The organism is Nonomuraea sp. NPDC051941 (assembly GCF_044593615.1).
Genome location: NZ_JBIUCF010000015.1, coordinates 83,436 through 108,984, shown reverse-complemented (window position 1 = coordinate 108,984; position 25,549 = coordinate 83,436). Strand labels below are relative to the sequence as shown.

Sequence of the window (25,549 nt, the reverse complement as noted above, 5' to 3'; positions counted from 1 at the left end):
GGTTCGTGGAGGATTTCGACGAGTTCGTCCGAGCCCGGGGCGACGCGCTGCTCCGGTACGGCTTCGTGCTGGCCGGAAATTCCGAGGACGCGGCCGATCTCGTACAGGAGGCCCTGGCCCGGCTGGGTGACGCCTGGCCCCGCGTGCGCAAGAAGCACGACCCCGAGGGGTACGTCCGCACGACCATGGTCAGGCTCCACATCAGGTCGTGGCGCCGGCGGCGCCGGGAGGACCTGGTGGCCACCGTCCCCGAACGCGGCGAACTCGATCGCTACGGCGACGCCGACCTCTGGGCCGAGCTCCAGGAACTGCCCCGCAAGCAGCGGGCCGTACTCGTGCTCCGATACTACGAGGACCTCTCGGACATAGAGATCGCCGAGATCCTCGGTGTCTCCCGCGGAACCGTACGCAGCCAGGCAGCCCGCGCCCTGGACAAGCTCCGGATCAAGCGAGTGCTGCAGGAGGCGCGATGAACGGGGCTTCGGGAAGGCGTGGTGACGCGGTGCGGGACGAGCGCGACCTGGTCCGGACCCTGCGGGCGGCCGCCGTCCAGGTCGAGGGCCAAGATCTGGCGGACGGCGTGGCCCACCGGCGCCGCGCCCGGCGTACCAGGCGGCGCGTGCGGGTGATGCTCGCCGCCGCGGCGGTGGTGGCGGTCGTGGCGGGTACGGCGGCGGTCGTCTCACGCATGGACGGTCGCCGGGCCGAGCCCGTGACCCCTTCGCAAGGGGTCAGATCGGTCACCGAGGTGTGGCCGCGGGCCATCGTCAAAGTGCCGGCCAAGAACGCCCTGGGCTTGACCACGGAACCAGTGACCAGTCTGAGCGCGACCGAGGTGCTGCTGGCCGCGATATCCGCATCAGGGAAGTCGACCGTGCGGCTGGAGGCGTACGACTCGACCACGAAGACCACGCGCGTCCTCGGCGACGTCCCGGCTCCGCGTAAGGAGTATCACCTGGCGAAGATAGCGGTGAGCGCGCAGTACATCGCCTGGTTCGGCGGGACCTGGAATGGGGGCAAATGGTCAGATTTCTGGATCATGCCCCGTGCGGGGGGCACGGCCAGGCGGGTGGGCGAGGTCGCGGCGAACGTCGATGCGATCGGCATCGTGGGCGACTCCCTCGTGTGGTCGCCGGCGGAAGGCGGCGTCTACCGCATGCCGATCACCGGCGGGACGCCTGCGCGGATGCCACGCGCCGACGGCCTCCATCTGACCTCCTGGCCCTGGGCGGCCCGGAAGGTCGGCGACAAGCGGAAAATGAACGAGAACCGGCTCGTCAACCTGGAGACCGGCCAGGCCGTCGACGTGCCGCTGCCGCGCGATGTGAGCTTCATGCGGTGCCATCCACAATGGTGCGCCGGTGTGCAGGGCAGTCGCGTGATCGTACAGCGTGTGGACGGCTCCCAACGGCGGACTCTGCCTCCTGAGCTGCTTCCGTGGAGACCGGACTCGCTCATCGGCGACCGGTACGCCCTTTTCGTGCTGCGCGGCGGAACGGACACCGTCGTGCTCTACGACCTGTCCACCGGGACAATGGGCCGGCTCGGTCGCTGGGCTAAAGGTCCGGGAAGATCCTCTTCGCCCTCCGACACGCCCTTCTGGGGCACCGGCACAACCCCCTACAACACCATGTCCGGCGGAGGCGGACAAGAGTTCACTGTGGTGAACCTGGCCGCTCGATGAGCACCGGCTCGAAGGGCGCGCGCGGCCGCGCCGCCACCGCCGACAGGCGCTGCCGCGAGAGCTGGGGCCAGGCCTGCACGGCGCAGAACGGCGCGCACTGGTCCTGCTCGGCCCGCGTCCCCACGTGCACGCAGCACTGCGCGAGCCGTTCCTCGATCATGGTCGAGATGTCCATGAACGGCTTGATCGTGATCCGGACCACCCGTTCCCCCAGCATCCTGCGCAGCTTCTTCCGCCTGACGGTCAGGGCGAGCAGCGTGGAGATGCCCAGGTCGCAGTTCTCGCTGATGGTCCGCCACAGGTCGCCGATCTGCGGGTGCGACAGTGACGACTGCTCCGACAGCAGGCCGAGCAGCGACTCCTGTACGGCCAGGCGCAGCTCGCGCGGCAGCTCGGTGTCGGCGATGCGGTTGGAGACCAGGCCCAGGTTCTGCTTGAGGCGGTCGTGGCCGATCAGCGCGGTGAGCGAGCGCCACCTTCTCGAGTCGTCGCGCAGGAGGTAGCCGACCGAGCAGCAATGGGGGTGGGAGCAGGGCAGGGCAGTCAGGTCGCGCCAGGTCACGAGGCCGTCGGTCTGCGGGCCGAGGCGCTTGAGCACGCCGGTGTGGGTGAGCCGGTCCATGGGGTTGATGGCGCCCGACCGGCCGGACCCGAACTGGGGCTGGATCGACACGCCTCCCACGTACGGCGTGTCGAGGGCGAGGCGTACGACGTCGCCGATCTCACCGTCGTTGACGCCCAGCGCGACGGTCATGACGAGGGTCGTGAAGATCTCCCGCTCGGACAGCCTGCTCACGGCCTGGGCCTTGATGCGCGTCAGGTCGCCGCCCCGGTGGTGCTTCGAGGCCTCGGCCGACGGGCCGTCGTACTGGAGGTAGACCTCCACCCGATCCCTGTGCTCGGTGAGCAGGTCGAGGAGGGAGTCGTCCCTGGCGACGAGGACGCCGTTGGTGTTGATCAGGATGCGGGTGACGGGACGCTGTTCGAGCTCGGTGAGGAGGGTCTTGAGCTCGGGGTGGAGCGTGGGCTCGCCGCCGCTCAGCATGAGGACGTCGAGCTTGCCGTTCTCCCTTTCGAGACGCTGGTCGACGTTCGCGAGAATGTCCTGGACGGGGACAATGCCGGTCAGGTCGGGGGAGCTGTCGGCGAAGCAGGTGGGGCAGCGGAGGTTGCAGGCTTCGGCGATGTCCTCAAGGAGAATGCAGGTGTGCTGGGTCTGCATTTCGGGGAGACCGTGGAGGTAGGCGGAAGGGATGGGGAGGAAGTTCCCGGAAATATCGGGTACGTGCTGCTTGGTCGGAGCGGTCCACTCTTCGAGATATTTCAGGATTTCTGGGTCTTCGTCGTACAACGTCTTGATCAGGCCGTGTTCGCGGCAGCCGCGCTCCAGCCAGATCCTGCCGTCGCGTTCAGCCAGATAGCCGCTCAGCCGCTCGACCTTGTCGAGGTCCTGGCCGTGGCAGTGGGGGCAGAACGCATTGACGTACCTGTGGATGCGGTCGCCCCGCAAGCCCATACCTGCACTCATGCCATGACCCTTCGCTCGAACAGGGGATCGTAATAGCCGCGCTGCCAGCCGTACCCGAGCCTGAGGGCGAGCAGCAGCAGGCTCGGGACGAGGAACCACTGGGGCCTGGTCAGGTCGAGCCAGACCGTCTCGTTCGCCCTGGTGAACTCGACGAGGAAGCGGAAGACGGCGTACGCGGCGACGTAGAGCGTGAACAGCTCGCCCGGCTGAGTGAGCCGCTTGCGCGCCCATTGGAGCGCGGCGAAGGCGGCGAGCTGGAAGATGATCTCGTAGATGAACGACGGGTGCATGGCCTGCCCAGTGAGACACCCGGGGCACTCGGGAGTGGTCGGGGGCGCGTGCACTCCCCATGGCAGCTCGGTCGGCCTGCCCGGCGCCTCGGTCAGATGGCATCCGATCCGGCCGACCGCCATGCCCAGCGCGACGGCCGGGGCGAACAGATCTCCCGTCCGCTCCTTGTAGCCGATGATCTTCTTGGCCAGCAGCACGCCCACGTACGCGCCGGTCAGGCCGCCGAGGATGCTGCGGGAGCCGTACAGCCAGAGGTCCTTGAGATCCAGCGTCTCCAGCCAGCCCGCCAGCCGCATCCCGATGGCTCCCCCGACCAGCGCGCCGGCGACGGCGGTCAGCGACTGCTCGTTGAGCGCGCCCCTCCGCCGCGCCTCCCGTACGAAGACGACGGAGGCCACGAGCACGCCCAGGCCGACGAATATCTCGTGGTAGGGCATGTCAGGTGTACAGGCCGGGGTTGAGGCCCGTGCAGAAGCCGGCGGTCACGATGGACCAGAGCGCCCATCCGATCATGAGGCCGAGGCCTATGCCTTTGGTCCACGGCTTGCGGACGAACTGCAGCCCCGCGCCGGCGCCCAGGCCGATGAGGGCGAGCAAGATCGCGCCGACCACCAGGTAGGGGGTGGTGGCGCTGTCGGATGTGCCGAACGCGGCGACGAAGACGAGCAGCCCGATGACGATGTTGAAAACGCTGTAGATGGCCACGCCGGCGAACGCCAACGCGACGAACACCCCCGTAGACGTACGCCCAGCCGCCGGCGCCCCCTGAGGATAGGGCGGCTGACCGTATGGAGGCGGCCCGTGGGGCGGTTGACCGGGACCGCTCGGGTACGGAGGCGGCGGCCCGTACGGCGGTTGCCCGGATCCGCCCCCCGGAGACGGGGGGACCCAACCGGCCTGCCCCTCGGATGACCCTTCCCCCGGAGGCGGGGTGGGCTCTCCGGGCTGCTCCGGGGGCGGGGGCGGCGGTGTGCTCACAACGCCCAGATTAAGCCTCTACGCCCCTTCTCCCGAGTAGTAAATCGCCGCCTGCACCCGGCTCTTCAACCCCAGCTTGTTCAGCACCCGGCTGACATGCGTCTTCGTCGTGGCCTCCGCCATGTCCAGCTCTCTGGCGATTTCGGCGTTCGACAGCCCCCGCCCGATGCAGGCCAGCACCTCCCGCTCCCGAGGCGTCAAACCCCCCGGATCGGCCACCGGCTCCCTCCGCGGCGCCTGCCCGGCGAACGCCGCGATCAGCTTCCGCGTGACCCCCGGCGAGATCAGCCCATCCCCGCGCGCCACCAGCCGTACGGCCTCGACCAGCGATTCGGCATCGGTGTTCTTCAGCAGGAACCCGGCGGCCCCCGCCCGCAGCGCCCCGAAGACGTACTCGTCAAGATCGAACGTGGTCAGGATCAGCACGTCGCTGACCCCCGCCAGCTCCCGCGTGGCCGAGATGCCGTCGAGCCGCGGCATCCGCACGTCCATCAACACCACGTCCGGGCGCACCTCCCGGGCCATGGCCACGGCCTGCTCCCCGTCCGCTGCCTCGCCGACGACCTCGATGTCCTCGGCCCCGTCCAGAATCAGCACGATCCCCGCCCGGACCGCCGCGTGATCGTCGGCCACCAGCACCTTGATCGTCACCGCGCCTCGACCCCCGACTCCCTTTCCCGCGAACCAAGGCCCAGGACGGCCGCGTACGGCACCGCCTGCTCATCACCGGTGGGCAACTCGGCCGACACCCGCCACAGATCACCGTCCCCCGAAGCCCCGGCCTCGAAAGAACCACCGACCAGCAAGACCCGCTCCCGCATCCCGATCAGCCCTGCCCCAGCACCGGGCAGCCGCGCCCCACGCCCGCCGACCGCGTTCTCGACACTCATCAGAACCCGCCCCGCCTCGTACGCGATGACGACCCGGACCGGCGAGTCCCCATGCTTGAGCGCGTTGGTGAGCGCCTCCTGCAGGATCCGGTATCCGGCGAGATCAACCGATGCGGGCAGCTCCCGCGGCTCCCCCTCGACCCGCAGCTCGGCGACCAGCCCGGCCCGCGTGACCCGCTCCACCAACGTCTCCGCATCGGCCAGCCGAGGCCGCATGGCCTCAGCGGGATCGTCACCCTCCTGCCGCAGCAGCCCGATCATCGTCCGCATCTCGGCCAGCCCCTTCACGCTGTTCTCCCGTACGGACTCCATGACCTTCCGGACGGTCGCCCGATCGAGATCCTTACGCGAAAGCGCGGCAGTGGACTGGATGGCGATGGCGCTGAAATGGTTCGCGATCATGTCGTGCAGCTCGCGAGCCATCCGCGTACGCTCCGCCGCGACGGCCGCCTGCCGGTCGAGCTCGGCCAGATGAGCCACCTGCTCGGCCCGCTCCCGCTCCGCCGCCGCCCGATCCCGGTGCTCCCGCAGCACCAGCGCCGTGGTGACGGGGGTCACCAGCACCAGCCCCGCCTGCACCCCCATGACAGCGAGCAGCCGCCAGTCCGCGGCCAGGAACCCGGCCACGGCCCCGGCCACGACCGCCAGCACGGCGGTGATCCCGAGCAGCCACCGAGCGAACCGAGCCGGCCCGTAAAGCGCCGCGGCATAGAGGTTGTCAGTGAAAAGCAGCACCGTCGCCAGTGAAGGCCCCACGAACGCGTCGATCGTGATCGCGACGACCCCCAGCCCCAGCGAGGCGAGGGGCGCCCGCTGCCGCACCAGCACCCCGGCACAGGTGATCGCCAGCGGCACGCACAGCAGCCAGACGGGCACGCCCCGCTGGAGCGCGGCCCCACCCGCGATGAGAACCACCCCCATCGCAAAGGCCACCCCGGCCCCCAACGCCTCCCGTTTCATGTCCCCATCCCACCACCCCACACGCCCTGTTCCCTCCTGCGCGGGACCCGCCTGTGGATACACCCTTCGATGTACCGCCACCCCCGGCCAACCAGCGAGATCACGGGCAAGATGGAGGGAGCGGGCCCCACGGTTGCCATATCTGGTTCGAGGTACTCCGCAGAACCCGCTATGCTTGCTTACGCAGCGAGCGGCCGTAGCTCAATGGATAGAGCATCTGACTACGGATCAGAAGGTTACGGGTTCGACTCCTGTCGGCCGCGCTCCAGCTCAAAGGCCCTTCGGCATCGGTCCGAAGGGCCTTTTTCGTGGTCATACAGCAGCGTTTTACAGCAACGCCCCCGAGGCTAACCGTCTGATTCGGTAGTCAGACGCTTATTCAACCGGTCGAGCGCCCGGATCGGGTGGCTAGGAGTACTGGGGCGCATGGTTCGGGTAGTGGAAGCGCGGCCCTTGAATCCGCCGTCTGGGCCGATCCTCCCGGCGAGTGCCGCACAGTGCCGTGGTACGGGACCCTGAGCCACATGAACGACGATGTCTATTCGGGCCACCACTGGCGTTCCCTGTACGAGGGCGTCTTTGACCACGAGGGCGACGGGCTGGGCGACATGCTGCTGCGGTGGCTGGATGAGCATCCGGGGCACGTGGCGGAGGTGCGGGAGGCAGGCCGGCCCGAAAGTCACCTGGTCCCTCTGGGGAAGCCGCCCAGGAGGGGATACAGCCCGCTGGAGCGGTTGTATGCCGTGAACCGCATCCTCGACCTGCTCATCCTGAACTACCAGGATCCCCCGGACGATTCGGCAGCGAGCCCGAACGAGGTTTACCCACCGGTCGGCGTCTATCCCGCCTTCTGTGAGGCGCTGGGCGCGGACCGGATCGGCAGGCAGGGCTTCCATCCGTTCTTCCACGAGGTCGTCGAGGTGCGGCCGGTCAACGATCCCGATGAGCCACCCTCGATCATCGAGGAGCGCTGGCCCGGTTACATGATGGGATCGATGCTGCTGACGCGGGCCGGGGTGGTTGTCACCGCCGGGGCGCGGCATCTGGTTGCGGGGGTTGCCGATCGCTCCAGCCTGTATTGGACCTTCTGGCGCCGGTCACGATTCACCCACGACCTCTCGCACGGTTGGGGGAGCAACTCACAGTGGAGAACTGACTTCCGCCGCGACTACCTGGTCGACGGCCGATTGCACTACAACGTGGACGAGGCCCTGGATCCGCACAAGGTGCAGTGGAGAGACGACGAGGATCTCGACCCGGCGTCGAAGATCGAGATTGTCCGGTACCGGTGCAGCACCGTCGTCGATCACGGTGATGACCTCTTCCCCTACAACGATCATCATGTCGAGCCGGCCCGTGCGGACTGACCTTAGGCACCCCGGAAACGGCCCACCACCAGGGAAAACCTGGAGCCGGCCTTCGTGCTTTTCAGGACGATCTACGCGGTGCGTGATCGACGGGCGCGCTGCCCGTCCACGTCGTTGCGGGTCGCCTCGGTCATGCTGGCCGTCGTCCCGAACCTGGGCCCGCCTCCGAGACGCCATCCCCGTGGGCACGTCCCGACCGCTTCAGCAGCGCCTCGTCGGCCTCGGGCAGCCAGGAGTGCGGCGGCCGGCGCAGCCGGCGTTCCACGCTTCGGATCTCCGTCACGGCCTGGAGCAGCGCGTCCAGACCCGGATGCCGCAGGCCCTCGGGGAAGACGAGGTTCTCCAGGGCGAGCGGCACGGGATCGACCAGCGGCCGCACCACAGCGCCCGGAATTCCGCCGACCTTCGCCGTGGCCAGCACGGGCTCTCGGTGCCGTTGCAGGTAGAGGCCCATCTCGTGGGATCCGACCGGTGGCTCGTGTGGCGTGGCCAGGGTGAGCCCGAACTCCTCCGCCAGGCGCTCGCCCAGGTCGGTCCACTCGGTGGTGGCGGGATTGCCCGCCATGGCGTCCAGCGGGAAATCGGCCAGCACGCCGAGCGGCACCTCCTCCAGCGCGGCCAGCGGATGGTCCTCGGACACCAGCACGGCGAGCGGATCCAGCCGTACGGGCACCTGGGCCAGCCCCTTGCGCACGGAAGCGGGCAGTCCGGCGAAGCGGCCGAACGACACGTCGAGACGCCCCTCCCGCATGGCGGCGGCCCCGGAGGCCAGCCCGCCGTGGAAGCGGGCGAGGATCTCCACTCCCGGTGCCAGCTCCCTGGCCCTGACCAGCGGCCGCGGCGGCTCGTGCCCCTGCATGTTGACGTCCACGAGCAGCGGCCCTCGGGCGCTGGAGACCTCCGCGACCAGCTCGTCATGCAGCGCGAGCAGCCGCCTGGCCCCGGACAGCAGCCGCGTTCCCGCAGGGGTCAGCTCCACCCGCCGGGTGGTCCTGGTGAACAGCGCCTGCCCGAGTTGCTCCTCCAGCCGCCGCACGTCACGGCTGAGCGCCTGCTGGGCCACGTACAGGCGGGCGGCGGCGCGGCCGAAGTGCAGCTCCTCGGCGACGGTCACGAACACCCTGAGCAGCCGGGGATGCAGGTCCACGCGACAACATTAACAACAGATCCGCGTTAATCCCGGCTTTTCCGGTGTTGGACCCGGCGTCGTGATCTCCGTCAGGGTGGACCCATGATCCCCATGAAAGAGCTGCTCAGCGGCATGCCGCTGTCGCCCGCCCAGGTCGGCGTCCTCCTGAGCCTGGTCCACCCGCCGGGACTGACGGCTCAGAACGTCACAAGCGGGTGGCCCACGAAGAGGCCGAAGCACAGGAGGTTCAGCACCGGCACGACGTAGTGCTGCGGCAGCGGAGATCAAGGCGCCCAGGTTTGACCTGTTGGCCGACCAGTCCGGCAGGCAGGCTACGGGCCGGTCCTGGTTGCCGGCGGCGCTCAGGCCGCGGGCATCCGCCGCTGCCGCAGGGGTCGCTGAAGACCCAAAACATTCGCCTGACCTGCGACAACGCCTTCGGATTGCATGCGATGGCGGTAGTCGTTGCCGCGGTTCGGCACAATTACCGATATGCGAGTCGGATTGCTCGGACCGTTCGAGGTCCTGAACCATGACGGGGCCGTGGTGGAGGTTCCTGGGATTCGGCTGCGCGCACTGCTGGCGGCGCTCGCCCTCGAACCCGGCCGGATCGTCACGCGTGCGAGGCTGGTGGACTGGATCTGGGGGGAAGAGCCGCCCGCGGACGAAGTGAACGCCTTGCAGGCGCTGGTGTCCAGGCTGCGCAGAGTGTTGCCGGCCGGTGTGATCGAGGCGGATTCCGGCGGGTACCGGCTGGCTCTGGCTGCTGATGCCGTGGACGTGTCCCGGTTCGAGCAGCTGGTCGGTCAGGCCCGTGCCGCCGAGCCTGCGGCGCGGGCGGATCTGCTGCGCCCGGCCTTGGCGTTGTGGCGTGGTACGGCCATGGCGGACATCGCGCTGCAAGGCAGCGACGCGTTCGACGCCGCGGTCGCGCGTCTGAACGAGCTCTACGTCGCCGCGCTCGGGGACCGGGTGGATGCCGACATCCGCCTCGGCCACGGCTCGGAGTTGGTCTCCGAGCTGACCGACCTGGTCGCCACGCACCCGCTGCGGGAGGGGTTCGTGGCGGCCTTGATGCGAGCGCTCGCCGAGGCCGGACGTGAGAACGAGGCGTTGACCCTGTACCAGCGGACGCGCGAGCGGCTCGCCGAGGAGCTGGGCGCCGATCCGTCGGCCGAGCTCTCCGCGCTGCACACCGCGTTGCTCCGCGGCGAGCTGGGCCGGCGAACGGAGAACCACAGGACGAACCTGCGCGCCGAGCTGACGAGTTTCGTCGGCAAGGATGACGACGTCTCCGCGGTCGCCGAACTGGCCGTCAAGCACCGGCTGGTGACCTTGACGGGGGCGGGCGGCTCGGGCAAGACCCGGCTGGCCACGGAGACCGCGCGAACGATGCTCGCCGAGCTGCCGGATGGGGCGTGGCTGGTCGAACTGGCCTCGGTGGGGGCAAGCGGTGAGCTGGCTCAGGCCGTTCTCACCGCGATCGGCCTGCGTGACCAGGCATTGCTCGGTGGCGCGCGGGCCGGGGACCCGATGGATCGGCTCATCACCGCGGTCCGGGAGCGCACGATCCTGCTGATCCTGGACAACTGCGAGCACGTGATCGAGGCGGCCGCGGCCTTCGCGGATCGGCTCCTGGGAGAGTGCCGCAGGCTGCGGATCCTGGCCACGAGCAGGGAACCGCTCGGTATCTTCGGGGAAGTCCTGTGGGGGGTCGAGCCACTCGCGCTGCCCGCCGAGGGAGCCGACCCCTCCGAGGTCGCGTCCTCGTCCGCGGTGCGGCTGCTGCGGGACCGCGCGGGTCTGGTGCGCAAGGACATCGGCTCCGACGCGCACACCTTGGCGACCATGGCGCGGATCTGCCGGGCGCTCGACGGGATGCCGCTGGCGATCGAGCTGGCCGCGGCACGGCTGCGCACCATGTCCGTCGATCAGCTGGCACGCGGGCTCGATGACCGTTTCCGTCTGTTGACCGGCGGCAGCCGTACGGCGCTTTCCCGGCACAAGACGCTGCGCGCGGTCGTGGACTACAGCTGGGACCTGTTGACCGAGGCCGAACGTGGCGTGCTGCGGCGGCTGTCGGTGTTCTCCGGCGGGGCGAGCCTGGAGGCGGCCGAACGGGTGTGCGGGGGCGAGGCGTTCGCCGGGGAGCAGGTGTTCGACGTGCTCACCGCGTTGATGGAGAAGTCGCTGCTGCTCGCCGACGGCGAGGACACGCCGCGCTACCGGATGCTCAACACCATCAGGGAGTACGCGGCGCACCGGCTCGCCGAAGCCGGGGAGTCCGAGCAGGCGCGCCGGGCGCACCTTGCGTACTTCACCGAGCTGGCCGAGACGGCCGATCCGCACCTGCGTCGGGCCGAGCAACTGGAATGGCTAGCCACGCTCGAGCCCGAGCACGACAACATCAGCGCGGCCCTGCGCGGGGCGATCGCCGAGGGATGGGCCGAGGAGGCGACGCGGCTGGTCGGGGCCGCGGGCTGGTACTACTTCAGCAGGCACAGGGTCGAGGGCGCCGAGTTGAGCATCGCGGCGGTCTCGCTGCCCGGTGAGGTGCCCGATGAGGTGCGGGCGTTGGCGTGCCTGCTCGTGACCATCTTCGTGAGCTCCGGGGTCGGCGGCGATCAGTATCAGGCGCGGGAGTGGATCCAGGAGGCGTACCGGTTGTCCCAGCGCAGCGGGTATCACCACCCGCTGCTCGGGTTCGTCGGGCTGCTGGAGCGGATTCTGGAGGGTCCGACGGACTTCCTGCCCGCGTTGGAGCCGCTCATCACCGATGATGATCCATGGGTGCGCGCGCAGGCCAGGCTCACTCGTGGCCGGTTCCGGCTCACGCTCGGCGGCGACGAGACCGACGTGGACGTCGACGCCAAGATCGCCCTTGCCGAGTTCCGCACGCTGGGTGACCGGTGGGGGATCTCGTTGGCGCTGACCTTCCTGGCCGAACGGCTCGCCATGCGCGGCGAGTTCACGCGCGCGTGTGAGCACTACGAAGAGGCGGCCGTGGCGCTGACCGAGATAGGCGCGACCGAGGACGTGATCGGCCTGCGGGCGCGGCAGGCTCAGCTGTACTGGCTGCTCGGCGATGAGCGATCCAGCACGTCCGCCATGGCAGAAGCGCAGCGGTGCGCGGGCGGGATCGCGTGGCCGGACGCGCTTGCCGAGCTGGCGCTGTCGAAGGCGGTGCTGGCGCGCTGGCGCGGCGAGCAGGAACAGGCACACGAGCACCTGGCCACGGTGCGGGCGGTGCTGGGCGACTCGGACAGGGTCGGCTCCATCTTCGCCAAGACCATGGACCTGTACGGCTACCTCACCGAGGATCTCGAGACGGCCCGCGCGCACCGGACCGAGGCGTTCCGCACGACTGTGGAGCATGCGTATCTACCGGCGGTCGCCGAGCTGTTGATCGGGATCGCGGATCTCGCGCTGCGCCAGGGACAGTACGAGCAGGCCGCGCGACTGCTCGGGGCGAGCGACAGCGTGCGCGGCACGCCGGATCGTTCGCTGCCGGACGCTTCCAGGATCGCCGCGGACACGCGGAATCGCCTCGGCGAAACCCTGTTCGCCGAGGCGACCCATGACGGTGCGCGGAGGGACTGGCGCGAGCTGGCCGAGATCACGCTCGCTTCGTGAACGATGCGCGCGCCCAGAAGCAGCCGATCGCCACTGACACGAACACCGCGCCTACCGCTCAGCGGCGAGGTCCCGTCAGTAGTCCGGCATGATGCCGATCAAGGTGGGATCGGCGTCATCGCCGGGCAGCTCCAGGCCGGTGACGATCTGGGCGAGCTCGGCGGCCTTGACCAGGTCGCTCTCCGTCTCCATGCCCAGTTCGCGCATGCGCGGCAGCAGGCGGTCAGGGTCGCTGCCGGCGCGGCTGTCCGGCTGGTCGGGCTCGAACGCGGTGACGACCACGCCGCCCTCGGCATACACGAACTGCTGATCCAGATTGACGTTGTAGAACACCGTGGCCGCCACGGTGTCTTTGGACAGCCGGGCGATCACCTCGTCCAGGGTCGCGGCGTAGCCGTTCGGCTCGGCCAGAACGACTCCGCCATCGACTTCGAAGGCGGCGATCTCACCCTCCTCCCCTTCGGCCTCGGCTTCGGCTTCGGGGCTGATCGTGGCGCCCATGCGGAGGCGCATTCGCCCACTCGTGGCGGCCGGAGCGCGCCGCCTTGGGGGCCGAAAAGCCGTTGCGGGAGAAGGCTGGGACGCGGAACGCTTCCGGCGTGGATATGCACGCCAACCAGCTGACGGTGTCACCGGAGACAGTACGCGCCTTGGTGGATGAACAGTTCCCCGAGTGGCGGAGCCTGCCGATCACCGGCATCGCGTCCCACGGGACGGTCAACGCCATCTTTCGCATCGGCGACCACTTCGCGGCTCGGTTCCCTCTGCAGGACGGGCACGTCGACTCGATTCGCGGCTGGCTGGAGTCCGAAGCGGAAGCCGCCCGGGAGCTGGCAGGTCGCACGCGGTTTCCCACGCCCGAGCCCGTCGCGCTCGGTGAGCCCGGCGCGGGATACCCCCTCCCGTGGTCGGTGCAGACCTGGTTGCCCGGCGCCGTGGCCACCGATGAGGACCCGGGCGAATCGGTCGCGTTCGCCCACGACCTGGCCGATCTCATCAATGGCCTGCGCGCGATCGACACGCGTGGCCGCACGTTCGCCGGCCAAGGCCGGGGAGGCGACCTGCAAGCCCATGACGGGTGGATGGAGACCTGTTTCGAGCAGAGCGAACAACTCCTCGACGTCCCCCGGCTTCGCGGACTGTGGAAGGACTTTCGGAGTCTGCCGCGCAAGGACGCCGACGTGATGACCCACAGTGATCTCATTCCGGGCAACGTGCTCGTGTCCGCCGGCCGGCTGGCCGGGGTTCTCGACGTCGGCGGCTTCGGGCCGGCCGACCCCGCTCTGGATCTTGTGAGTGCCTGGCATCTGCTTGAGGCCGGGCCGCGGCAGGTGCTCCGCCTGGACCTCGGGTGCGACGACCTGGAATGGGAGCGAGGCAAAGCGTGGGCCTTCCAGCAGGCGATGGGCGTCGTCTGGTACTACCTCGAGACCAACCCGCCCATGAGCCGGATGGGCCGACGCACTCTGGACCGCATCCTGAGCTCCGGATCCCGCTGGACCGCGGGATAGTCCGTCGTCATGAAACTTTCACCGGACCTCGGCGGTCCGAAATCCAGGAATGCTCCTTTCATACCTGGCCACATCCCCGTTTCTGCTGGGTGACCGAAAACGCCGGAAAAGCCCACTGATACGAAACAACCCCGCCGACGAATATCGCACTGCGCGTTCCAGAAGAGACGGACGTCACGGGGAGAATTCGACATGGGGGACCTCTTCGGCATGCTCAAACGCAGGGCCGACGACAACGCGAGGAGAGTGGTGGACGCCTGCGCCGGCGAGATCGCCGGTTTCCAGGCGATCGAGTCGGGATCGCGGGCGTCGATGATGGAGTTCGCGGTCGTCGTACGGCGTCGGACGGCCGAGCTGGCCGCCTCCGGCGAGCCGCTGCTGGAAAGCGACCTGGCCTTCATCGAGTCGGTCGGCGAGCAGCGCGGCGCACAGGGCGTGGCACCGGGCTGTCAGCGCGGCGCGCTCGCGCTGCATGCCGCCTTCACGCTGCGCGAGATCTCCGAGGCGGCCGGGCCCGGCGATCTGACCGACACGATGCGCATGATCGACTGGCTGGCCGAGCAGGGCACGGCGGCGCAGGCGGTCTACACCCGCGGCTATTTCCGGGGGTACGAGCGGTTCCTGCCGACGGCCTCACGCGTCCACCTGCTGGCCACCATGGTGCTGCACGACGACCCGATGGTCGGCGAGCTGGCCGGGAGCCTCGGGGTGCCGATGACCGAGCACTATCTGGTCACAGTGGTACGGGTGGCCACGGAGCCGCCGGAGCAGTGCCGGGAGGAGGTCATAGGCACCTTGTTGCAGCGGCACCGGATGCCGTTCGGGTGGCAGGAACCGGACGAGTTCGTGGCGCTGGTGCCCTACCACGGGACGCGGCCGGAGCACCGGACGGCGGCCGAGGGGTCCGGGCTGGCGCTGGCGCGGGCGGTCGCCGAGGTCGTGGGGCGGCCGTGCTCGGTCGGCACCGCCCACGGGCGCCGCCGCGCGCTGGTCCAGGCGGCCGCGCTGGCGCGGAAGGTCAGCCGGGTGGCGCCGATCGAACGGGTGCCGCGCCGGCCGTACGGGGTGGCCGACGTGTTCGCGGAGCTGGGAGCGGTGGAGACGCCGCAGGTGGACCAGTGGTTGCGGGAGACGGCGCGGCGGCTCGGCGACGGGCCCGACCTGGTGCCCACGCTGGACGCCTACTACCGCAACGACATGAACCGGCTGCGTACGGCCGAGTCGCTGCACATCCACCCGCGCACGCTCGACTATCGGCTGCGGCGGGTGCGGGAGCTGGTGGGGATCGAGCCGGGCTCCACGCACGGCGTCCGGGTGCTGAGCACCACCGTCACCCGGCTGCTGGCCGGCGCGTGGAACGAGCACGGCTTTGTCTGACCGCCATTTTGACATTAGTGATGAACGCCTGCCCGGCGCCATGGCGGAGATTCTCCCGAAGTGACGATGACCGGCGCTCCTGGCTTGGCGAAAGTATCACTGGTAAGGCTCGGCCGGGCCGAAAGGGAAATCCAGCGAAAGGTTCGATCACATGGCAGTACATGCGAGAAGAATGCTCGTCGGCGTGCTGGCCGCGATCACGGCGCTGCTGTTCTCTGTCGCGCTTCACACGGGTTCGGCCGCCGCGGCGCCCGAACGAGGGTTCACCGACCAGTCGACCACGACGCTCAAGGACGCCCAGGGCAAGGACGGCGGGGCCGCGCTGACCGCCACCTACTCATGTTCCCGGAGCGTCCCGATCCCGGCGTACTACATCGACATCGACTGCTCGGTGTTCACCGGGGCGATCAGGATCCTGGTGACCTGCTCCGACGGTTACCAGTTCGCCAGCCCGATCATCTTCGCCGGGAACCGGTTCACCGGACGCGGCACGTGCGGGCCGCCGTGGACCGTACGCTCCGCCAACGCCGAAACGGTGTTCTGACCGGTCCATCCGTTCCCCGAGCCACCCGGGACCACCGGGTGGCTCTCTCATACGTAAAAGCTGAGGGCCCGGCAGGCGGCGCGGCGTGCCGGGCGCTCGGTGATCGGAGTCGCTCAGGCCACCAGGTGCTGCTCGGCCAGTTCGGTGAGCGTCACGGTGCACAGGCCGCCGCGCTCCGCCTTGACGTCGGTCACCTTGAGCTGCGTTCCCGGCGCCAGGATGAACTCCTCCTCGCCGGTGAACGCGGAGAAGCTGCGAATGCCGACGGCCCGGGCGGGGTGCACCTCGAAGAGGGTGCGCTTGCCGCGGCGGCCGAGGAACGCCTGGGCCACGCCGAGTTCCGACGTGCACGAGGACACGCCCCACCACGTCACGGTCCGGCCGAGCGGGTACTGCGCCCGCAGGTCCAGCGACACACCGCGCCACAGCGGTTCCTTGCGGGCCGGGAGGCGCGACACGGCCGAGAACAGGAGCCGCAGGTAAGGGAGGTACGGAACGATGCGGGTCCGGTCCGGATTGCGCAGGGTGGCGTTGATCTGCCGGTAGAACGCCGACTCGCAGGTGTAGAGGTAGAGGGCCGCGATCTCGTCGGCCGACAGGCCATCCACAGCACCGGCCGACTGCTTCTCGCCGAACCGGTACGACTGCTCCGTGTGCCAGTCGAGCCCCGACAGCAGCTTGGCCACCGGGGAGACGGCCTCGCGGAAGTCCATGAGCGGGGTGTCGAACACGCCGGTGATCGCCGGCAGTTCCAGGCCCTCGTCCTTGACGCTGGCGAGCCGTTCCAGGTAGAGCTTGTGCAGCTCCATCGTGGACGCGATGAACGCCCCCATCCGGTCGGCGGTGTCCGCGTCCGCCCCGCCCCCTTGCGCGGCGAGCTTGTTCCACCCCTTGCTGGGCAGCCAGTCGATCTCGTCGGCGCCGAGCGCCGCGAGTGCCGCGTTCACGTCGGCGAAGTGGTTCCCGTCGCAGAAGATGTCGCCCTGTGCCGCGGGGTTGGGGTGGTCGATGTGCCGGACCTCGACCTCGGGGTACTTCTTCTGGAGCCGGAGTACGACCTCCTTCAGGCTGCGCGCGTGCGCCCCCCACCACGCGAACACCACGCCCCGGTCCGCCTCGTCGGCGTTCTGCTTGGCCCTGAGGATCTCCTCGACGAGCTTCTCGACGACCGGCCGCCAGAACGCGGTGTGCTGGTCGGTGCCCATGGCCCCGTCGCCGCTGGCGGTGAGCGCCGCGTTCAGCAGCAGCACGCCCTGCGTGAGCATCGCCTGGAACCACTCGGGCGGCTGCACGGTGTCATGCTGCTTCAGCAGCGCGCGGATGTTGGCGATCGGCGTCTTCTTGGGGATCCCGTGCTTCCACATCGCCGCCGCCTTGATGATGCAGCGGATGGTGATGACCTTGCCGAACTGGCTGTCGGCCCAGTCGTGGAAGGTGTTGTCGAACATCGCGATGCCGGTGGCGCTCTCGGCCCGCGGGTACGGGTTCTGGCCGAAGACGACGACCTTCCACTTGTGCGGCGGGTTGGGCTTGAGCGCCTGGAAGGTCAGTTCGCGGACGGGTACGACCTGGGGGCTGCGGTTCGGGCCGATGAAGGTGGCGGCGGCCGGTTGTGCCTCGATGACCGGCTTCAGGAGCGGTAGCCACGGCTCGCCGCCGCCCTTGAAGAGGTCGGCCAAGGCCAGCGGGTCATCCGGACTGTTCGCGTCATCCGGTCCGGGCGACGTGGGGTTGGCGTCAGGTGACGAGGGGGTGTTGGCGTCGCGCATCGATGGGCTCCCGGGTCGGCGAGGCGTGCCGGTGGCGGCACAGGGGACTGAGGTGGAGGCATTGTGCCGCGTGAAGATCCCGAATGTGATGCGTTCGCATACGCGGAGATCATTCACACATCCCAGGCAAGATCCGGTTTTGTCGTTGTGGAGCTGTATGTTCGTGTCCGCTGGAAACGTCCATCCCCCTCGCCTGGAGTGAGCCATGACCGTCGATCCCGTGCAGCCGCCGCTCAAGGTGGTCCTGGTGGACGTCAACGCGAAGGTGGTGCAAGAGTGGCTGGCCGCGTTCGCCGACACTCCTGAGGTCGAGATCCACAAGGGCTCGATCGTCTCCGAGCAGGCCGACGCCTGGGTCAGCCCGACCAACTCCCGCGGGCGGATGGACGGCGGGGTGGACGCGGTCATCAAGCGGCATCTCGGGGCCGGGATCCAGCTACGCGTCCAGCGGGCGATCCGCGACCGGTTCGACGGGTCGCTGCCGGTGGGCAGTGCCGTGTGCGTGCCGTCCGGGGCGACCAACCCGAAATTCCTGATCTCGACGCCGACGATGGTGCAGTCGGCGCAGGACGTGAGCGAGACGCTGAACGTGGCCATGGCGTGCGCCGCCGCGTTCCAGGCCATCCACATGCAGAACGAGAAGGAGCCGGGCAGCATCACGTCGGTCGCGCTGGTCGGCATGGGCGCGGCGACGGGCCAGGTGCCGCCGAAGGTGTGCGCCAACCTGATGTGGACCGGCTACACGCTGTTCAACGACTACCGCTTCGAGGACTACGACGACCTGCGCAGGACGATCCGCGAGCAGCTCGACGACATCGACAGCCGCCCCGAGGAGCGGGTCCGGATCAAGCCGCCCACCGACAGCCCCCGCGGCTGACGCTGCGGCGAGGTCACTCCCAGACCGCGGACTCCGGGTCGACGCCGTGCGCCTTCGCGTTCGCGAAGATCACGTCGCGCAGCCAGGCGGCCAGACCCGGTGCGACCGCCTCGAAGTGCTCCGCGAACCCGGGATCGGCGGCGTACATCCGCCCTATGCACGCCTGCATCGAGTGCGTGCAGTCGAAGTACGTCGAGATCAGCGCGCGGTGGCGCTCGGCCAGGGCGTCGGCGTCGCCGGAGCCGGGCACGACGCCGGCGCGCATCGCGCCGGCGAGGTCGGCGTTCAGAGCTTCGGTCGTGGCCGCGATGCCCTTCCAGTCCTCCGGTGTCATCGCGGCGGCCCGCTCGGCGTACTGTGCCCACTGCACGGTGTCACCCCAGCGGTCCTCCGCCTCCTCGACCCAGGCGGGCTGCCAGTCGTCGCCGAAGATCTCCACCTGCTGCTCCGGGGTCAACCGGATCCCCTTCTTCGACGCCTCCAGCATGCGGTCGACCGCGCTGACCATCTTCTGCAGCCGGGTGATGCGCTCCACGAGCTCTGACCGCTGCCGGCGCAGGTGGTCGCGCGCGTCGACGTCCGGGTCGTCGAGGACCCGGCCGATCTCGGCGAGCGGGAATCCCAGCTCCCGGTAGACGAGGACTCGGTGGATCCGGGCGACGTCGTCGTCGGAGTAAACCCGGTATCCGGCCCAGGTGCGCCCGCTCGGGCGTACGAGGCCGATCGTGTCCCAATGGTGCAGCGTCTTCACGCTGACCCCGACGAGCGCGGCCGCCCGGCCAACGGTGAGGATGGCCATCAGCTCAGTATCGCTCACCCCGCCTGGGCCTCGGTGCGCGCCGGCACCGGATCAGGGCCGGCGCCGTGCCGCGGGCAGGAGCGCCGGGCTGACCCATCCGTTGTCGGCGGGGTTGATGGTCACCCCGGGCGCCACGATCTCATCGATGCGGTCCAGTACGTCGTCGGGCAGCTCGATGTCGGCGGCCGGCAACTGGGATTCGAGGTGCTCCATCGTCCGAGGGCCGATGATCGCCGAGGTGATGGCGGGGTGGCGCAGGACGAACGCGATCGCCAGCTCCACCAGCGTCGTCCCCGCCTTGTCGGCCAGCTCGGCGAGCTGTTCGGCGGCCTGCAGCTTGCGCTGGTTCTCCGGCAGCGACAGGTCGAACCGGTTGGCCAGGCGCCGGCGAGCCGCGGAGAACGGCGCCTCCGCGTCCGCGCCCGCGCGGTAGCGGCCGGTCAGCCAGCCGCCGGCCAGCGGGCTGTACGAAAGCACGCCCATGCCGTAGCGCGCGAGCGTCGGCAGCGTGTCGGCCTCGATCCCACGGGTGAGGATCGAGTACGGCGGCTGCTCGCACACGAACCGCTCACGGCCGCGCTCGCGTGCGGTCCACTGGGCCTCCACGATCGCCGAGACCGGCCAGGTCGAGTGGCCGACGTAGCGGACCTTGCCGGCCCGGACCAGGTCGGTGAGCGCGCCGAGGGTCTCGTCGATGTCCGTCTCGGTGTCGTACCGGTGGATCTGGTACAGGTCGATCCAGTCGGTGCCCAGCCGCCGCAGCGAGTTCTCGACCTCGCGGACGATCCAGCGGCGGGAGTTGCCGCGCTGGTTGGGGTCCTCCCCCATGGGCATGTGGGCCTTGCTCGCGAGCACGACGTCGTCGCGCCGGCCGCCGGCGAGGGCCTTGCCCACGATGATCTCGGACTCGCCGTCGGAGTAGATGTCGGCGGTGTCGATGAAGTTGATCCCGGCATCCAGGGCACGGTGGATGATCCGGATGCTCTCGTCGTGATCCTTGGTGCCCCAGTCGCCGAACATCATGGCCCCGAGGCACAGCTTGCTGACCGAGACGCCGGTGCGTCCCAGACGTCGGTACTCCATGAATGGCTCCTCTCCGGTCGTCGACACTCACTGTGCCGTCGCCGGACGCCGCATGGGAGGGCGAGCTGTTCCGGGGTGTGACAGGGCCCCCATTACGTCACATGCTGCAGGTAGGTGAGGACCGCCATCACCCGGCGGTTGTGGTCGTCGTCCGGCGGGAGGCCCAGCTTGGCGAAGATGTTGTTCGTGTGCTTGCCGACCGCCTTGTCCGTGACCTGGAAACGGGCGGCGATCGCGAGGTTGGACAGGCCCTCCGCCATCAGCGCCAGCACCTCCCGCTCCCGCGGCGTGAGCCCGCCCAGCGGCTCGTCCCGGCTGCGGCGGGTCAGCAGCTGCGAGACCACCTCGGGGTCCATGACGGTGCCGCCCGCGGCGACCTGGCGTACCGCGTCCACGAACCGGTCGACGTCGCCAATCCGGTCCTTGAGCAGGTAGCCCACGCCGCCGGACCGGTCGGAGAGCAGCTCGCGGGCGTACAGCTGCTCCACGTACTGGGAGAGGATCAGCACCGGCAGCCCCGGCACCAGACGGCGAGCCTCCAGCGCGGTGCGCAGCCCCTCGTCGGAGTAGCCGGGCGGCAGCCGTACGTCGACCACGGCCACGTCCGGGCGGCCGCGGGTCAGCGCGTCCAGCAGCATCGGGCCGTTGTCGACCGCCGCGGCCACCTCGAAGCCGCTCGCCGTCAGCAGGCGGATCAGGCCGTCGCGGAGGAGGGCGAGGTCTTCGGCTATGACAACGCGCACGGGAGCTCCATGGTGAGTTCGGTCGGGCCGCCGGACGGGCTGCGCAGGACGAGCCGGCCGTCGAAGGCGGACAGGCGTCTGTCGATGCCGCGCAGGCCGGTGCCGGCGGCCCGGTCGGCCCCGCCGCGCCCGTCGTCGCGTACCGCCACGCGGAGCAGGCCGCCCGTGTGGGACACCCGCAGCCACGCACGGGACGCGCCGCTGTGCTTGGCCACGTTGGTCAGCGCCTCGGCGGTGGCGAAGTAGACCGCGGACTCGACCGGCGCCTCCAGGCGGCCCGGCAGGTCGATCTCGACCTCGACCGGCACCGGGCACAGCAGCGCGGCGGCCTCGACCGCGCCGGCCAGGCCGCGGTCGGCCAGCACCGGAGGGTGGACGCCGCGCACCAGGTCGCGCAGGTCGGTCAGGGCCTGGCCGGCGACCTCCCGGGCCTCGTCGATCATCATCCGGACCTGGGCCGGATCGCGGAGGTCGCGGGCCAGCCCCAGGTTCATCCGGATCGCGATCAGCTTGGCCTGCGCGCCGTCGTGCAGGTCGCGTTCGATCCGGCGCAGCTCGGCCGCCTGCGCGTCGACCACCACGGCCCGCGACTCGGTCAGCTGCCTGATCCGCGCGGCCGGGGTCGCCTCCGGGAGGAGCAGCAGCGCCGACAGCCGCGCCTGTCCGGTTGTGAGCAGGGGAAGGGACATCACGATGACGACCGCGATGGCCGCGATGGAGACGCTGAGGGAGAACGTGTTCAGCGTGCTCGTCTCGATCCCGCGTACCCGGAAGAACATGTAGTCGAAGGCGGCCAGCAGCCCCCAGACGACGAGCGCGGGGACCGGCCACGTGACGGCGTGCACGCCCAGCCAGGCCAGCTCCCGCCAGGTACTGACCTCGTGCGGAGCGGGCCGCGGACCCGGGTCGAGCATGCGTACCGCCCAGGCCCGCTGCACCCCGGCCAGGGACCGGACGAGCGCGAGCGCGCGGCGCAGCAACGGCACGCCGAGCCCGGCCACCGGGACCAGCACGACACTCACCAGCAGCATGCCGATCAGCGCCGGCGCGGCCACGCCCGTGGCGGCGTTCAGCAACAGCCCGCCACCGGCGGCGAACGCTCGGCGGATCCCGGTCACGCCTGCAGTCTGCCCGACGCGCGGCGCGCAGGCGGTAGGCCCAGACCTACCTCCGTAGGTGGGCGCACCCCCATCGAGATCCGCCCGCCGGACCGGCAGGCTGGCGGCCGTCAGCCGGACGACCGGGAGGAGACCATGATCGAAGTGAGCGGACTGACCATGAGATACGGGGACAAGGTCGCCGTCGACGACCTGACGTTCACCGTGAAACCGGGGCTGGTGACCGGCTTCCTCGGCCCGAACGGCGCGGGCAAGTCCACCACCATGCGCGCCGTCCTCGGCCTGGAGGTCCCCACCGCCGGCAAGGCGCTGGTGAACGGCCACCCGTACGCGTCGCTGCGCCGGCCCATGCGCTCGATGGGGGCGCTGCTCGACGCCGGGGCGGTGCACGGGGGCCGCAGCGCGTACGCGCACCTCGCCTGCCTGGCCCGCAGCAACGGCATCGGCCGCCGCCGGGTGACCGCCGTCCTCGACCAGGTCGGCCTGAACGCCGTCGCCGGCAAGCGGATCAGCGGCTTCTCGCTCGGCATGCGGCAGCGCCTGGGGATCGGCGCGGCGCTCCTCGGGGACCCGGGGGTGCTGATGCTCGACGAGCCGCTGAACGGGCTGGACCCGGAGGGCATCCGCTGGCTCCGCGACCTGCTGCGCTCCCTGGCGGCCGAGGGCCGCACCGTGCTGCTGTCCAGCCACCTGATGAACGAGATGGCGCTCACCGCCGACCACGTCGTCGTCATCGGGCGGGGCCGGCTGATCGCCGACACCGACATGGAGGCCCTGGCCGGGCACTTCCAGCGCGACGTGCTGGTGCGTACGCCGCACCCGGAGCGGCTCGCCGGCGTCCTGCGCGCGCACGGGGCGGCGGTGACCTTCGAGGACGACGGCGCCCTGTCGGTGCACGACCTGGACGCGGCCCGGATCGGCGTGCTCGCGCTCTCCGAGGGGATCGCGCTCGCGGAGCTGTCGCCGCGTGGCGCGTCCCTGGAGGAGGCGTTCGTACGGCTCACCGAGGACAGCGCCGAGTACAAGGCGGGCGGCCGATGATCGACGTGATCGCTTCGGAGTGGCAGAAGCTCCGGTCGCTCCGCTCGAACCTCTACCTGCTGGCCTGCTCGGTGGCGGCCGTGCTGGCGTGCGCCGCGGTGGCGTTCATGATCGGGCGCGGGTTCGACAACCTGTCGCTCTATGAGCGGATGGCCTTTCCCGGCAATGGGGACGGCCTCGGCAACGGGCTCGCGGTCGCCTACTTCGTGTTCGCGGCGCTGGGCGCGCTCGCGATCACCTCGGAGTACAGCACCGGGATGATTCAGACGAGCCTGGTGGCCGTGCCGCGCCGGCAGGCGCTGCTGCTGGCCAAGGTTCCGGGACTGGCCGTGGTCGCGCTGGTGGCGGGGCAGGTCCTGGCGTTCGGCATGCACGCGGCGGCCATGGCGGTGCTCGGCGACCGGGCCGGGCAGCTGCTCCGCGACGGGCAGACGCTGGGCACGTCGCTGTCGGAGCCGGGCGTGCTCGCCTCGGTGGTGCTCGCCGGGTTGTCGATGGCCGCGGTCGCGCTGATCGGACTCGGCGTCGGGGCCGCCGTCCGCTCTACCCCCGGCGCCCTGGTCGCGCTGATCGTGATCATCGTGGTGCTGCCGGTGGTGGCCAGGACGCTGCCCATGCCGCTGCGCGCCCAGGCCGCCTCGTTCATGATCGAGAACCTGCCGCTCCAGATCGCGGGGGTCGGCGGCGGGATCCTGCCGCCTGCCGCGGCGGCGGGACTGCTGGTCGCGTACGTGGTCGCCGCGCTGACGGCGGGCGCGGTGACGATCGCGTTGAAGGGGCGCAGGATCAAGGCGCTGGTGGTGGGAACGGCCGCCGCCGTCCTGGTGTCGGCGGTGCCCGCCGCCGCGGCCGGTTCGCCGGGCTCCGGCCCGTCGTCACTGGCCTGGGCGGCCTGTAAGGACGCCTCCAAGGACATGCGGTGCGCCTCGATCGAGGTGCCGGTGGACTGGGCCAGGCCGTCCGGGCGGAAGATCCGGCTGACCGTCGGCATGCTGCCCGCGACCGGCGCCGAACGCCGGATCGGCACGGTGTTCGCGATCCCCGGCGGCCCCGGCGGCTCGGGCGTCAAGGACCTGAGCACTGCGGCGGGCAGCTTCGCCGAGCTGCGGAACCGTTTCGACGTGGTCAGCGTCGAGCCCCGCAACACCATCGACAAGGGCGTGCTGCCGTACGACTGCCTCGCCTCCGGCCCGTGGATCACCTGGCCCGAGACCCGCGCCGAGTACGCCGAGCTGGGCAGGCGCAACCGGGCGGCGGCTGAGCGATGCCGCGCCGCCGATCCAGAGCTCTTCGACCACATGGATTCGGCCTCCGTGGCGCGGGACATGGAGGCGATCCGCGTCGCGCTGGGAGAGGAGAAGCTGAGCTTCATCGCCAACTCCTACGGCGGCGTCCCCGCGATCGCCTACTCCCGGCTGTTCCCCGGCCGGGTGCGCGCGATGGTGTTCGACGGCCCGGCGAACCCCTATGAGGACCGCGCGCAGGGCAGGCTCCCACATGAGGAATCCTTCGCCCGCTTCGCGGCCTGGTGCGCGGCGACCACCGCCTGCGCGCTGCATGGCCAGGACGTCGGCGAGGTCTGGCGGGCGCTGGTGGCGCGGGCCGACCGCTCCCCTGTGCCGGTCAGGGGAGAGCGGACCGCCTACAGCGGGTTCGACATCAAGGAGGCCGCCGCCCCCAGCGTCATCTCACCGGGTCCGAAGCCCGAGTACTCCCGGTGGAAGGAGCTCGCCGAAGCGATCAAGCGGGCCGCCGCCGGTGACGCCTCAGGGTTCGCCGACTATGTCCGGCAGAGCACGAAAAGCCTGAAGGTCCCCTCGTACACCGGGGTGAACATGACCCACTGCCTCGACGGCATGGGATTCCGCGACTACGAGGAGTACCAGAAGAGGCGCCGCTTGGGTGAGCGCCTGCTGCCGAACCTCGCCGGGACCGAGCTGTGGCACCCGCTCGCCTGCGTCGGCTGGCCGGCCCCGGTCACCAACCCGCCCGCGCCGCTGCCTGCCGAGGGGTTGCCGCCCTACCTGGGCGTCGGCTCCTGGACGGACTTCGACGGGGCCGCGGACATCGTACGGCGGGTGCCCGGCTCGGCCGCGGTCCGCTACGAGGGGAACGGCCACGGCCTGTACAACAGCGGCGATTCCTGCATCATCGCCCACGTCAACCGCTATCTGACCAGCCTGCGCCTCCCCGCGAGGGGCACCATCTGCCGGCCCCCGGCATGAGC

Annotated in this window: 23 protein-coding genes and 1 tRNA gene; 12 read left to right on the top strand and 12 right to left on the bottom strand. The window is 70.2% G+C overall.

Annotated features, from left to right (window positions below; genetic code table 11):
* The first annotated feature begins 5 nt into the window (after positions 1–5).
* Positions 6–473: a SigE family RNA polymerase sigma factor gene (locus tag ACIHFD_RS25320; RefSeq protein WP_350732501.1), complete on the top strand. Its 468-nt coding sequence runs from the start codon at positions 6–8 to the stop codon at positions 471–473.
* Positions 470–1,684 (top strand): hypothetical protein, encoded by a 1,215-nt coding sequence (locus tag ACIHFD_RS25315; protein WP_397368951.1) that lies wholly within the window; start codon positions 470–472, stop codon positions 1,682–1,684. The genes ACIHFD_RS25320 and ACIHFD_RS25315 overlap by 4 nt, the downstream gene beginning before the upstream one ends.
* Here ACIHFD_RS25315 and ACIHFD_RS25310 read toward each other — a convergent pair.
* The 5 genes from ACIHFD_RS25310 to ACIHFD_RS25290 all read right to left on the bottom strand — a co-directional run bounded on the left by ACIHFD_RS25310 (position 1,656) and on the right by ACIHFD_RS25290 (position 6,331).
* Positions 1,656–3,212 carry a radical SAM protein gene (locus ACIHFD_RS25310; protein ID WP_397368950.1) on the bottom strand — a complete coding sequence of 519 codons (1,557 nt, stop codon included), beginning with the start codon at positions 3,210–3,212 and terminating at the stop codon, positions 1,656–1,658. The two genes, ACIHFD_RS25315 and ACIHFD_RS25310, sit on opposite strands and share 29 nt — an antisense overlap.
* Entirely contained in the window at positions 3,209–3,940 is a 732-nt protein-coding gene (locus tag ACIHFD_RS25305; protein ID WP_397368949.1) for a prolipoprotein diacylglyceryl transferase, read from the bottom strand. Before ACIHFD_RS25305 ends, ACIHFD_RS25310 begins: the two co-directional genes overlap by 4 nt.
* Position 3,941: 1 nt before the next feature.
* Positions 3,942–4,235, bottom strand: coding sequence for a hypothetical protein (locus ACIHFD_RS25300; RefSeq protein ID WP_397282849.1), 294 nt, complete (start codon positions 4,233–4,235; stop codon positions 3,942–3,944).
* 264 nt (positions 4,236–4,499) lie between these two features.
* Positions 4,500–5,132 (bottom strand): response regulator, encoded by a 633-nt coding sequence (locus tag ACIHFD_RS25295; protein ID WP_397368948.1) that lies wholly within the window; start codon positions 5,130–5,132, stop codon positions 4,500–4,502.
* Positions 5,129–6,331, bottom strand: a complete 1,203-nt coding sequence (locus ACIHFD_RS25290) for a sensor histidine kinase (protein ID WP_397368947.1) — start codon at positions 6,329–6,331, stop codon at positions 5,129–5,131. The genes ACIHFD_RS25295 and ACIHFD_RS25290 overlap by 4 nt, the downstream gene beginning before the upstream one ends.
* A 190-nt stretch (positions 6,332–6,521) precedes the next feature.
* On the opposite strand from ACIHFD_RS25290, the gene ACIHFD_RS25285 reads away from it, so the two are divergent.
* Both ACIHFD_RS25285 and ACIHFD_RS25280 read left to right on the top strand, forming a co-directional pair.
* Positions 6,522–6,594: transfer RNA gene (locus ACIHFD_RS25285), tRNA-Arg, on the top strand.
* Between the two features lie 261 nt (positions 6,595–6,855).
* The gene (locus ACIHFD_RS25280) at positions 6,856–7,698 is read left to right on the top strand and encodes a hypothetical protein (protein ID WP_397368946.1); all 843 of its coding nucleotides are present in this window, start codon (positions 6,856–6,858) and stop codon (positions 7,696–7,698) included.
* Between the two features lie 130 nt (positions 7,699–7,828).
* Here the strand turns inward: ACIHFD_RS25280 and ACIHFD_RS25275 are convergent, their stop codons facing one another.
* On the bottom strand, positions 7,829–8,845 hold the full coding sequence (locus tag ACIHFD_RS25275) for a LysR family transcriptional regulator (protein WP_397368945.1): 1,017 nt from the start codon (positions 8,843–8,845) through the stop codon (positions 7,829–7,831).
* A gap of 84 nt (positions 8,846–8,929) precedes the next feature.
* On the opposite strand from ACIHFD_RS25275, the gene ACIHFD_RS25270 reads away from it, so the two are divergent.
* Complete coding sequence (locus ACIHFD_RS25270) at positions 8,930–9,094, top strand: hypothetical protein (protein WP_397368944.1); 165 nt, start codon at positions 8,930–8,932, stop codon at positions 9,092–9,094.
* Between the two features lie 225 nt (positions 9,095–9,319).
* Positions 9,320–12,460, top strand: coding sequence for a BTAD domain-containing putative transcriptional regulator (locus ACIHFD_RS25265; protein WP_397368943.1), 3,141 nt, complete (start codon positions 9,320–9,322; stop codon positions 12,458–12,460).
* 75 nt (positions 12,461–12,535) lie between these two features.
* Here ACIHFD_RS25265 and ACIHFD_RS25260 read toward each other — a convergent pair whose 3' ends face one another.
* Entirely contained in the window at positions 12,536–12,961 is a 426-nt protein-coding gene (locus ACIHFD_RS25260) for a DUF6461 domain-containing protein (RefSeq protein ID WP_397368942.1), read from the bottom strand.
* A 104-nt stretch (positions 12,962–13,065) separates the two neighbouring features.
* On the opposite strand from ACIHFD_RS25260, the gene ACIHFD_RS25255 reads away from it, so the two are divergent.
* The 3 genes from ACIHFD_RS25255 to ACIHFD_RS25245 all read left to right on the top strand — a co-directional run bounded on the left by ACIHFD_RS25255 (position 13,066) and on the right by ACIHFD_RS25245 (position 15,892).
* Positions 13,066–13,971 (top strand): aminoglycoside phosphotransferase family protein, encoded by a 906-nt coding sequence (locus ACIHFD_RS25255; RefSeq protein WP_397369063.1) that lies wholly within the window; start codon positions 13,066–13,068, stop codon positions 13,969–13,971.
* Positions 13,972–14,163: 192 nt separating this feature from the next.
* On the top strand, positions 14,164–15,348 hold the full coding sequence (locus ACIHFD_RS25250; RefSeq protein WP_397368941.1) for a PucR family transcriptional regulator: 1,185 nt from the start codon (positions 14,164–14,166) through the stop codon (positions 15,346–15,348).
* Positions 15,349–15,499: 151 nt separating this feature from the next.
* Positions 15,500–15,892, top strand: coding sequence for a hypothetical protein (locus ACIHFD_RS25245; RefSeq protein WP_350732479.1), 393 nt, complete (start codon positions 15,500–15,502; stop codon positions 15,890–15,892).
* A gap of 113 nt (positions 15,893–16,005) precedes the next feature.
* Here ACIHFD_RS25245 and ACIHFD_RS25240 read toward each other — a convergent pair whose 3' ends face one another.
* The gene (locus ACIHFD_RS25240; RefSeq protein WP_397368940.1) at positions 16,006–17,661 is read right to left on the bottom strand and encodes an ADP-ribosyltransferase domain-containing protein; all 1,656 of its coding nucleotides are present in this window, start codon (positions 17,659–17,661) and stop codon (positions 16,006–16,008) included.
* Between the two features lie 205 nt (positions 17,662–17,866).
* Here ACIHFD_RS25240 and ACIHFD_RS25235 point away from each other — a divergent pair, with 205 nt between their 5' ends.
* On the top strand, positions 17,867–18,538 hold the full coding sequence (locus tag ACIHFD_RS25235; protein ID WP_397368939.1) for a macro domain-containing protein: 672 nt from the start codon (positions 17,867–17,869) through the stop codon (positions 18,536–18,538).
* A 13-nt stretch (positions 18,539–18,551) separates the two neighbouring features.
* On the opposite strand, the gene ACIHFD_RS25230 is transcribed toward ACIHFD_RS25235, so the two are convergent.
* The 4 genes from ACIHFD_RS25230 to ACIHFD_RS25215 all read right to left on the bottom strand — a co-directional run bounded on the left by ACIHFD_RS25230 (position 18,552) and on the right by ACIHFD_RS25215 (position 22,281).
* Positions 18,552–19,337, bottom strand: a complete 786-nt coding sequence (locus ACIHFD_RS25230) for a MerR family transcriptional regulator (protein ID WP_397368938.1) — start codon at positions 19,335–19,337, stop codon at positions 18,552–18,554.
* 51 nt (positions 19,338–19,388) lie between these two features.
* A complete protein-coding gene (locus ACIHFD_RS25225) occupies positions 19,389–20,420 on the bottom strand; it encodes an aldo/keto reductase (protein ID WP_397368937.1) in 1,032 nt (343 codons plus the stop codon).
* 92 nt (positions 20,421–20,512) lie between these two features.
* A complete protein-coding gene (locus ACIHFD_RS25220) occupies positions 20,513–21,163 on the bottom strand; it encodes a response regulator (protein ID WP_397368936.1) in 651 nt (216 codons plus the stop codon).
* On the bottom strand, positions 21,148–22,281 hold the full coding sequence (locus ACIHFD_RS25215) for a histidine kinase (protein WP_397368935.1): 1,134 nt from the start codon (positions 22,279–22,281) through the stop codon (positions 21,148–21,150). The genes ACIHFD_RS25220 and ACIHFD_RS25215 overlap by 16 nt, the downstream gene beginning before the upstream one ends.
* Positions 22,282–22,416: 135 nt before the next feature.
* On the opposite strand from ACIHFD_RS25215, the gene ACIHFD_RS25210 reads away from it, so the two are divergent.
* Positions 22,417–23,322 (top strand): ABC transporter ATP-binding protein, encoded by a 906-nt coding sequence (locus ACIHFD_RS25210; RefSeq protein WP_397368934.1) that lies wholly within the window; start codon positions 22,417–22,419, stop codon positions 23,320–23,322.
* Positions 23,319–25,547 carry an alpha/beta fold hydrolase gene (locus ACIHFD_RS25205; RefSeq protein ID WP_397368933.1) on the top strand — a complete coding sequence of 743 codons (2,229 nt, stop codon included), beginning with the start codon at positions 23,319–23,321 and terminating at the stop codon, positions 25,545–25,547. The genes ACIHFD_RS25210 and ACIHFD_RS25205 overlap by 4 nt, the downstream gene beginning before the upstream one ends.
* Positions 25,548–25,549 lie beyond the last annotated feature (2 nt).

Excerpts from the sequence above, each read along its gene's own strand:
- ACIHFD_RS25225 (WP_397368937.1), bottom strand. The coding sequence starts at position 20,420 with ATGGAGTACCGACGTCTGGGACGCACCGGCGTCTCGGTCAGCAAGCTG.
- ACIHFD_RS25265 (WP_397368943.1), top strand. The coding sequence starts at position 9,320 with ATGCGAGTCGGATTGCTCGGACCGTTCGAGGTCCTGAACCATGACGGG.
- ACIHFD_RS25245 (WP_350732479.1), top strand. The coding sequence starts at position 15,500 with ATGGCAGTACATGCGAGAAGAATGCTCGTCGGCGTGCTGGCCGCGATC.
- ACIHFD_RS25235 (WP_397368939.1), top strand. The coding sequence starts at position 17,867 with ATGACCGTCGATCCCGTGCAGCCGCCGCTCAAGGTGGTCCTGGTGGAC.
- ACIHFD_RS25310 (WP_397368950.1), bottom strand. The coding sequence starts at position 3,212 with ATGAGTGCAGGTATGGGCTTGCGGGGCGACCGCATCCACAGGTACGTC.
- ACIHFD_RS25260 (WP_397368942.1), bottom strand. The coding sequence starts at position 12,961 with ATGGGCGCCACGATCAGCCCCGAAGCCGAAGCCGAGGCCGAAGGGGAG.
- ACIHFD_RS25290 (WP_397368947.1), bottom strand. The coding sequence starts at position 6,331 with ATGAAACGGGAGGCGTTGGGGGCCGGGGTGGCCTTTGCGATGGGGGTG.
- ACIHFD_RS25255 (WP_397369063.1), top strand. The coding sequence starts at position 13,066 with ATGCACGCCAACCAGCTGACGGTGTCACCGGAGACAGTACGCGCCTTG.
- ACIHFD_RS25230 (WP_397368938.1), bottom strand. The coding sequence starts at position 19,337 with ATGGCCATCCTCACCGTTGGCCGGGCGGCCGCGCTCGTCGGGGTCAGC.
- ACIHFD_RS25240 (WP_397368940.1), bottom strand. The coding sequence starts at position 17,661 with ATGCGCGACGCCAACACCCCCTCGTCACCTGACGCCAACCCCACGTCG.
- ACIHFD_RS25315 (WP_397368951.1), top strand. The coding sequence starts at position 470 with ATGAACGGGGCTTCGGGAAGGCGTGGTGACGCGGTGCGGGACGAGCGC.
- ACIHFD_RS25205 (WP_397368933.1), top strand. The coding sequence starts at position 23,319 with ATGATCGACGTGATCGCTTCGGAGTGGCAGAAGCTCCGGTCGCTCCGC.
- ACIHFD_RS25305 (WP_397368949.1), bottom strand. The coding sequence starts at position 3,940 with ATGCCCTACCACGAGATATTCGTCGGCCTGGGCGTGCTCGTGGCCTCC.
- ACIHFD_RS25250 (WP_397368941.1), top strand. The coding sequence starts at position 14,164 with ATGGGGGACCTCTTCGGCATGCTCAAACGCAGGGCCGACGACAACGCG.
- ACIHFD_RS25280 (WP_397368946.1), top strand. The coding sequence starts at position 6,856 with ATGAACGACGATGTCTATTCGGGCCACCACTGGCGTTCCCTGTACGAG.
- ACIHFD_RS25270 (WP_397368944.1), top strand. The coding sequence starts at position 8,930 with ATGATCCCCATGAAAGAGCTGCTCAGCGGCATGCCGCTGTCGCCCGCC.
- ACIHFD_RS25210 (WP_397368934.1), top strand. The coding sequence starts at position 22,417 with ATGATCGAAGTGAGCGGACTGACCATGAGATACGGGGACAAGGTCGCC.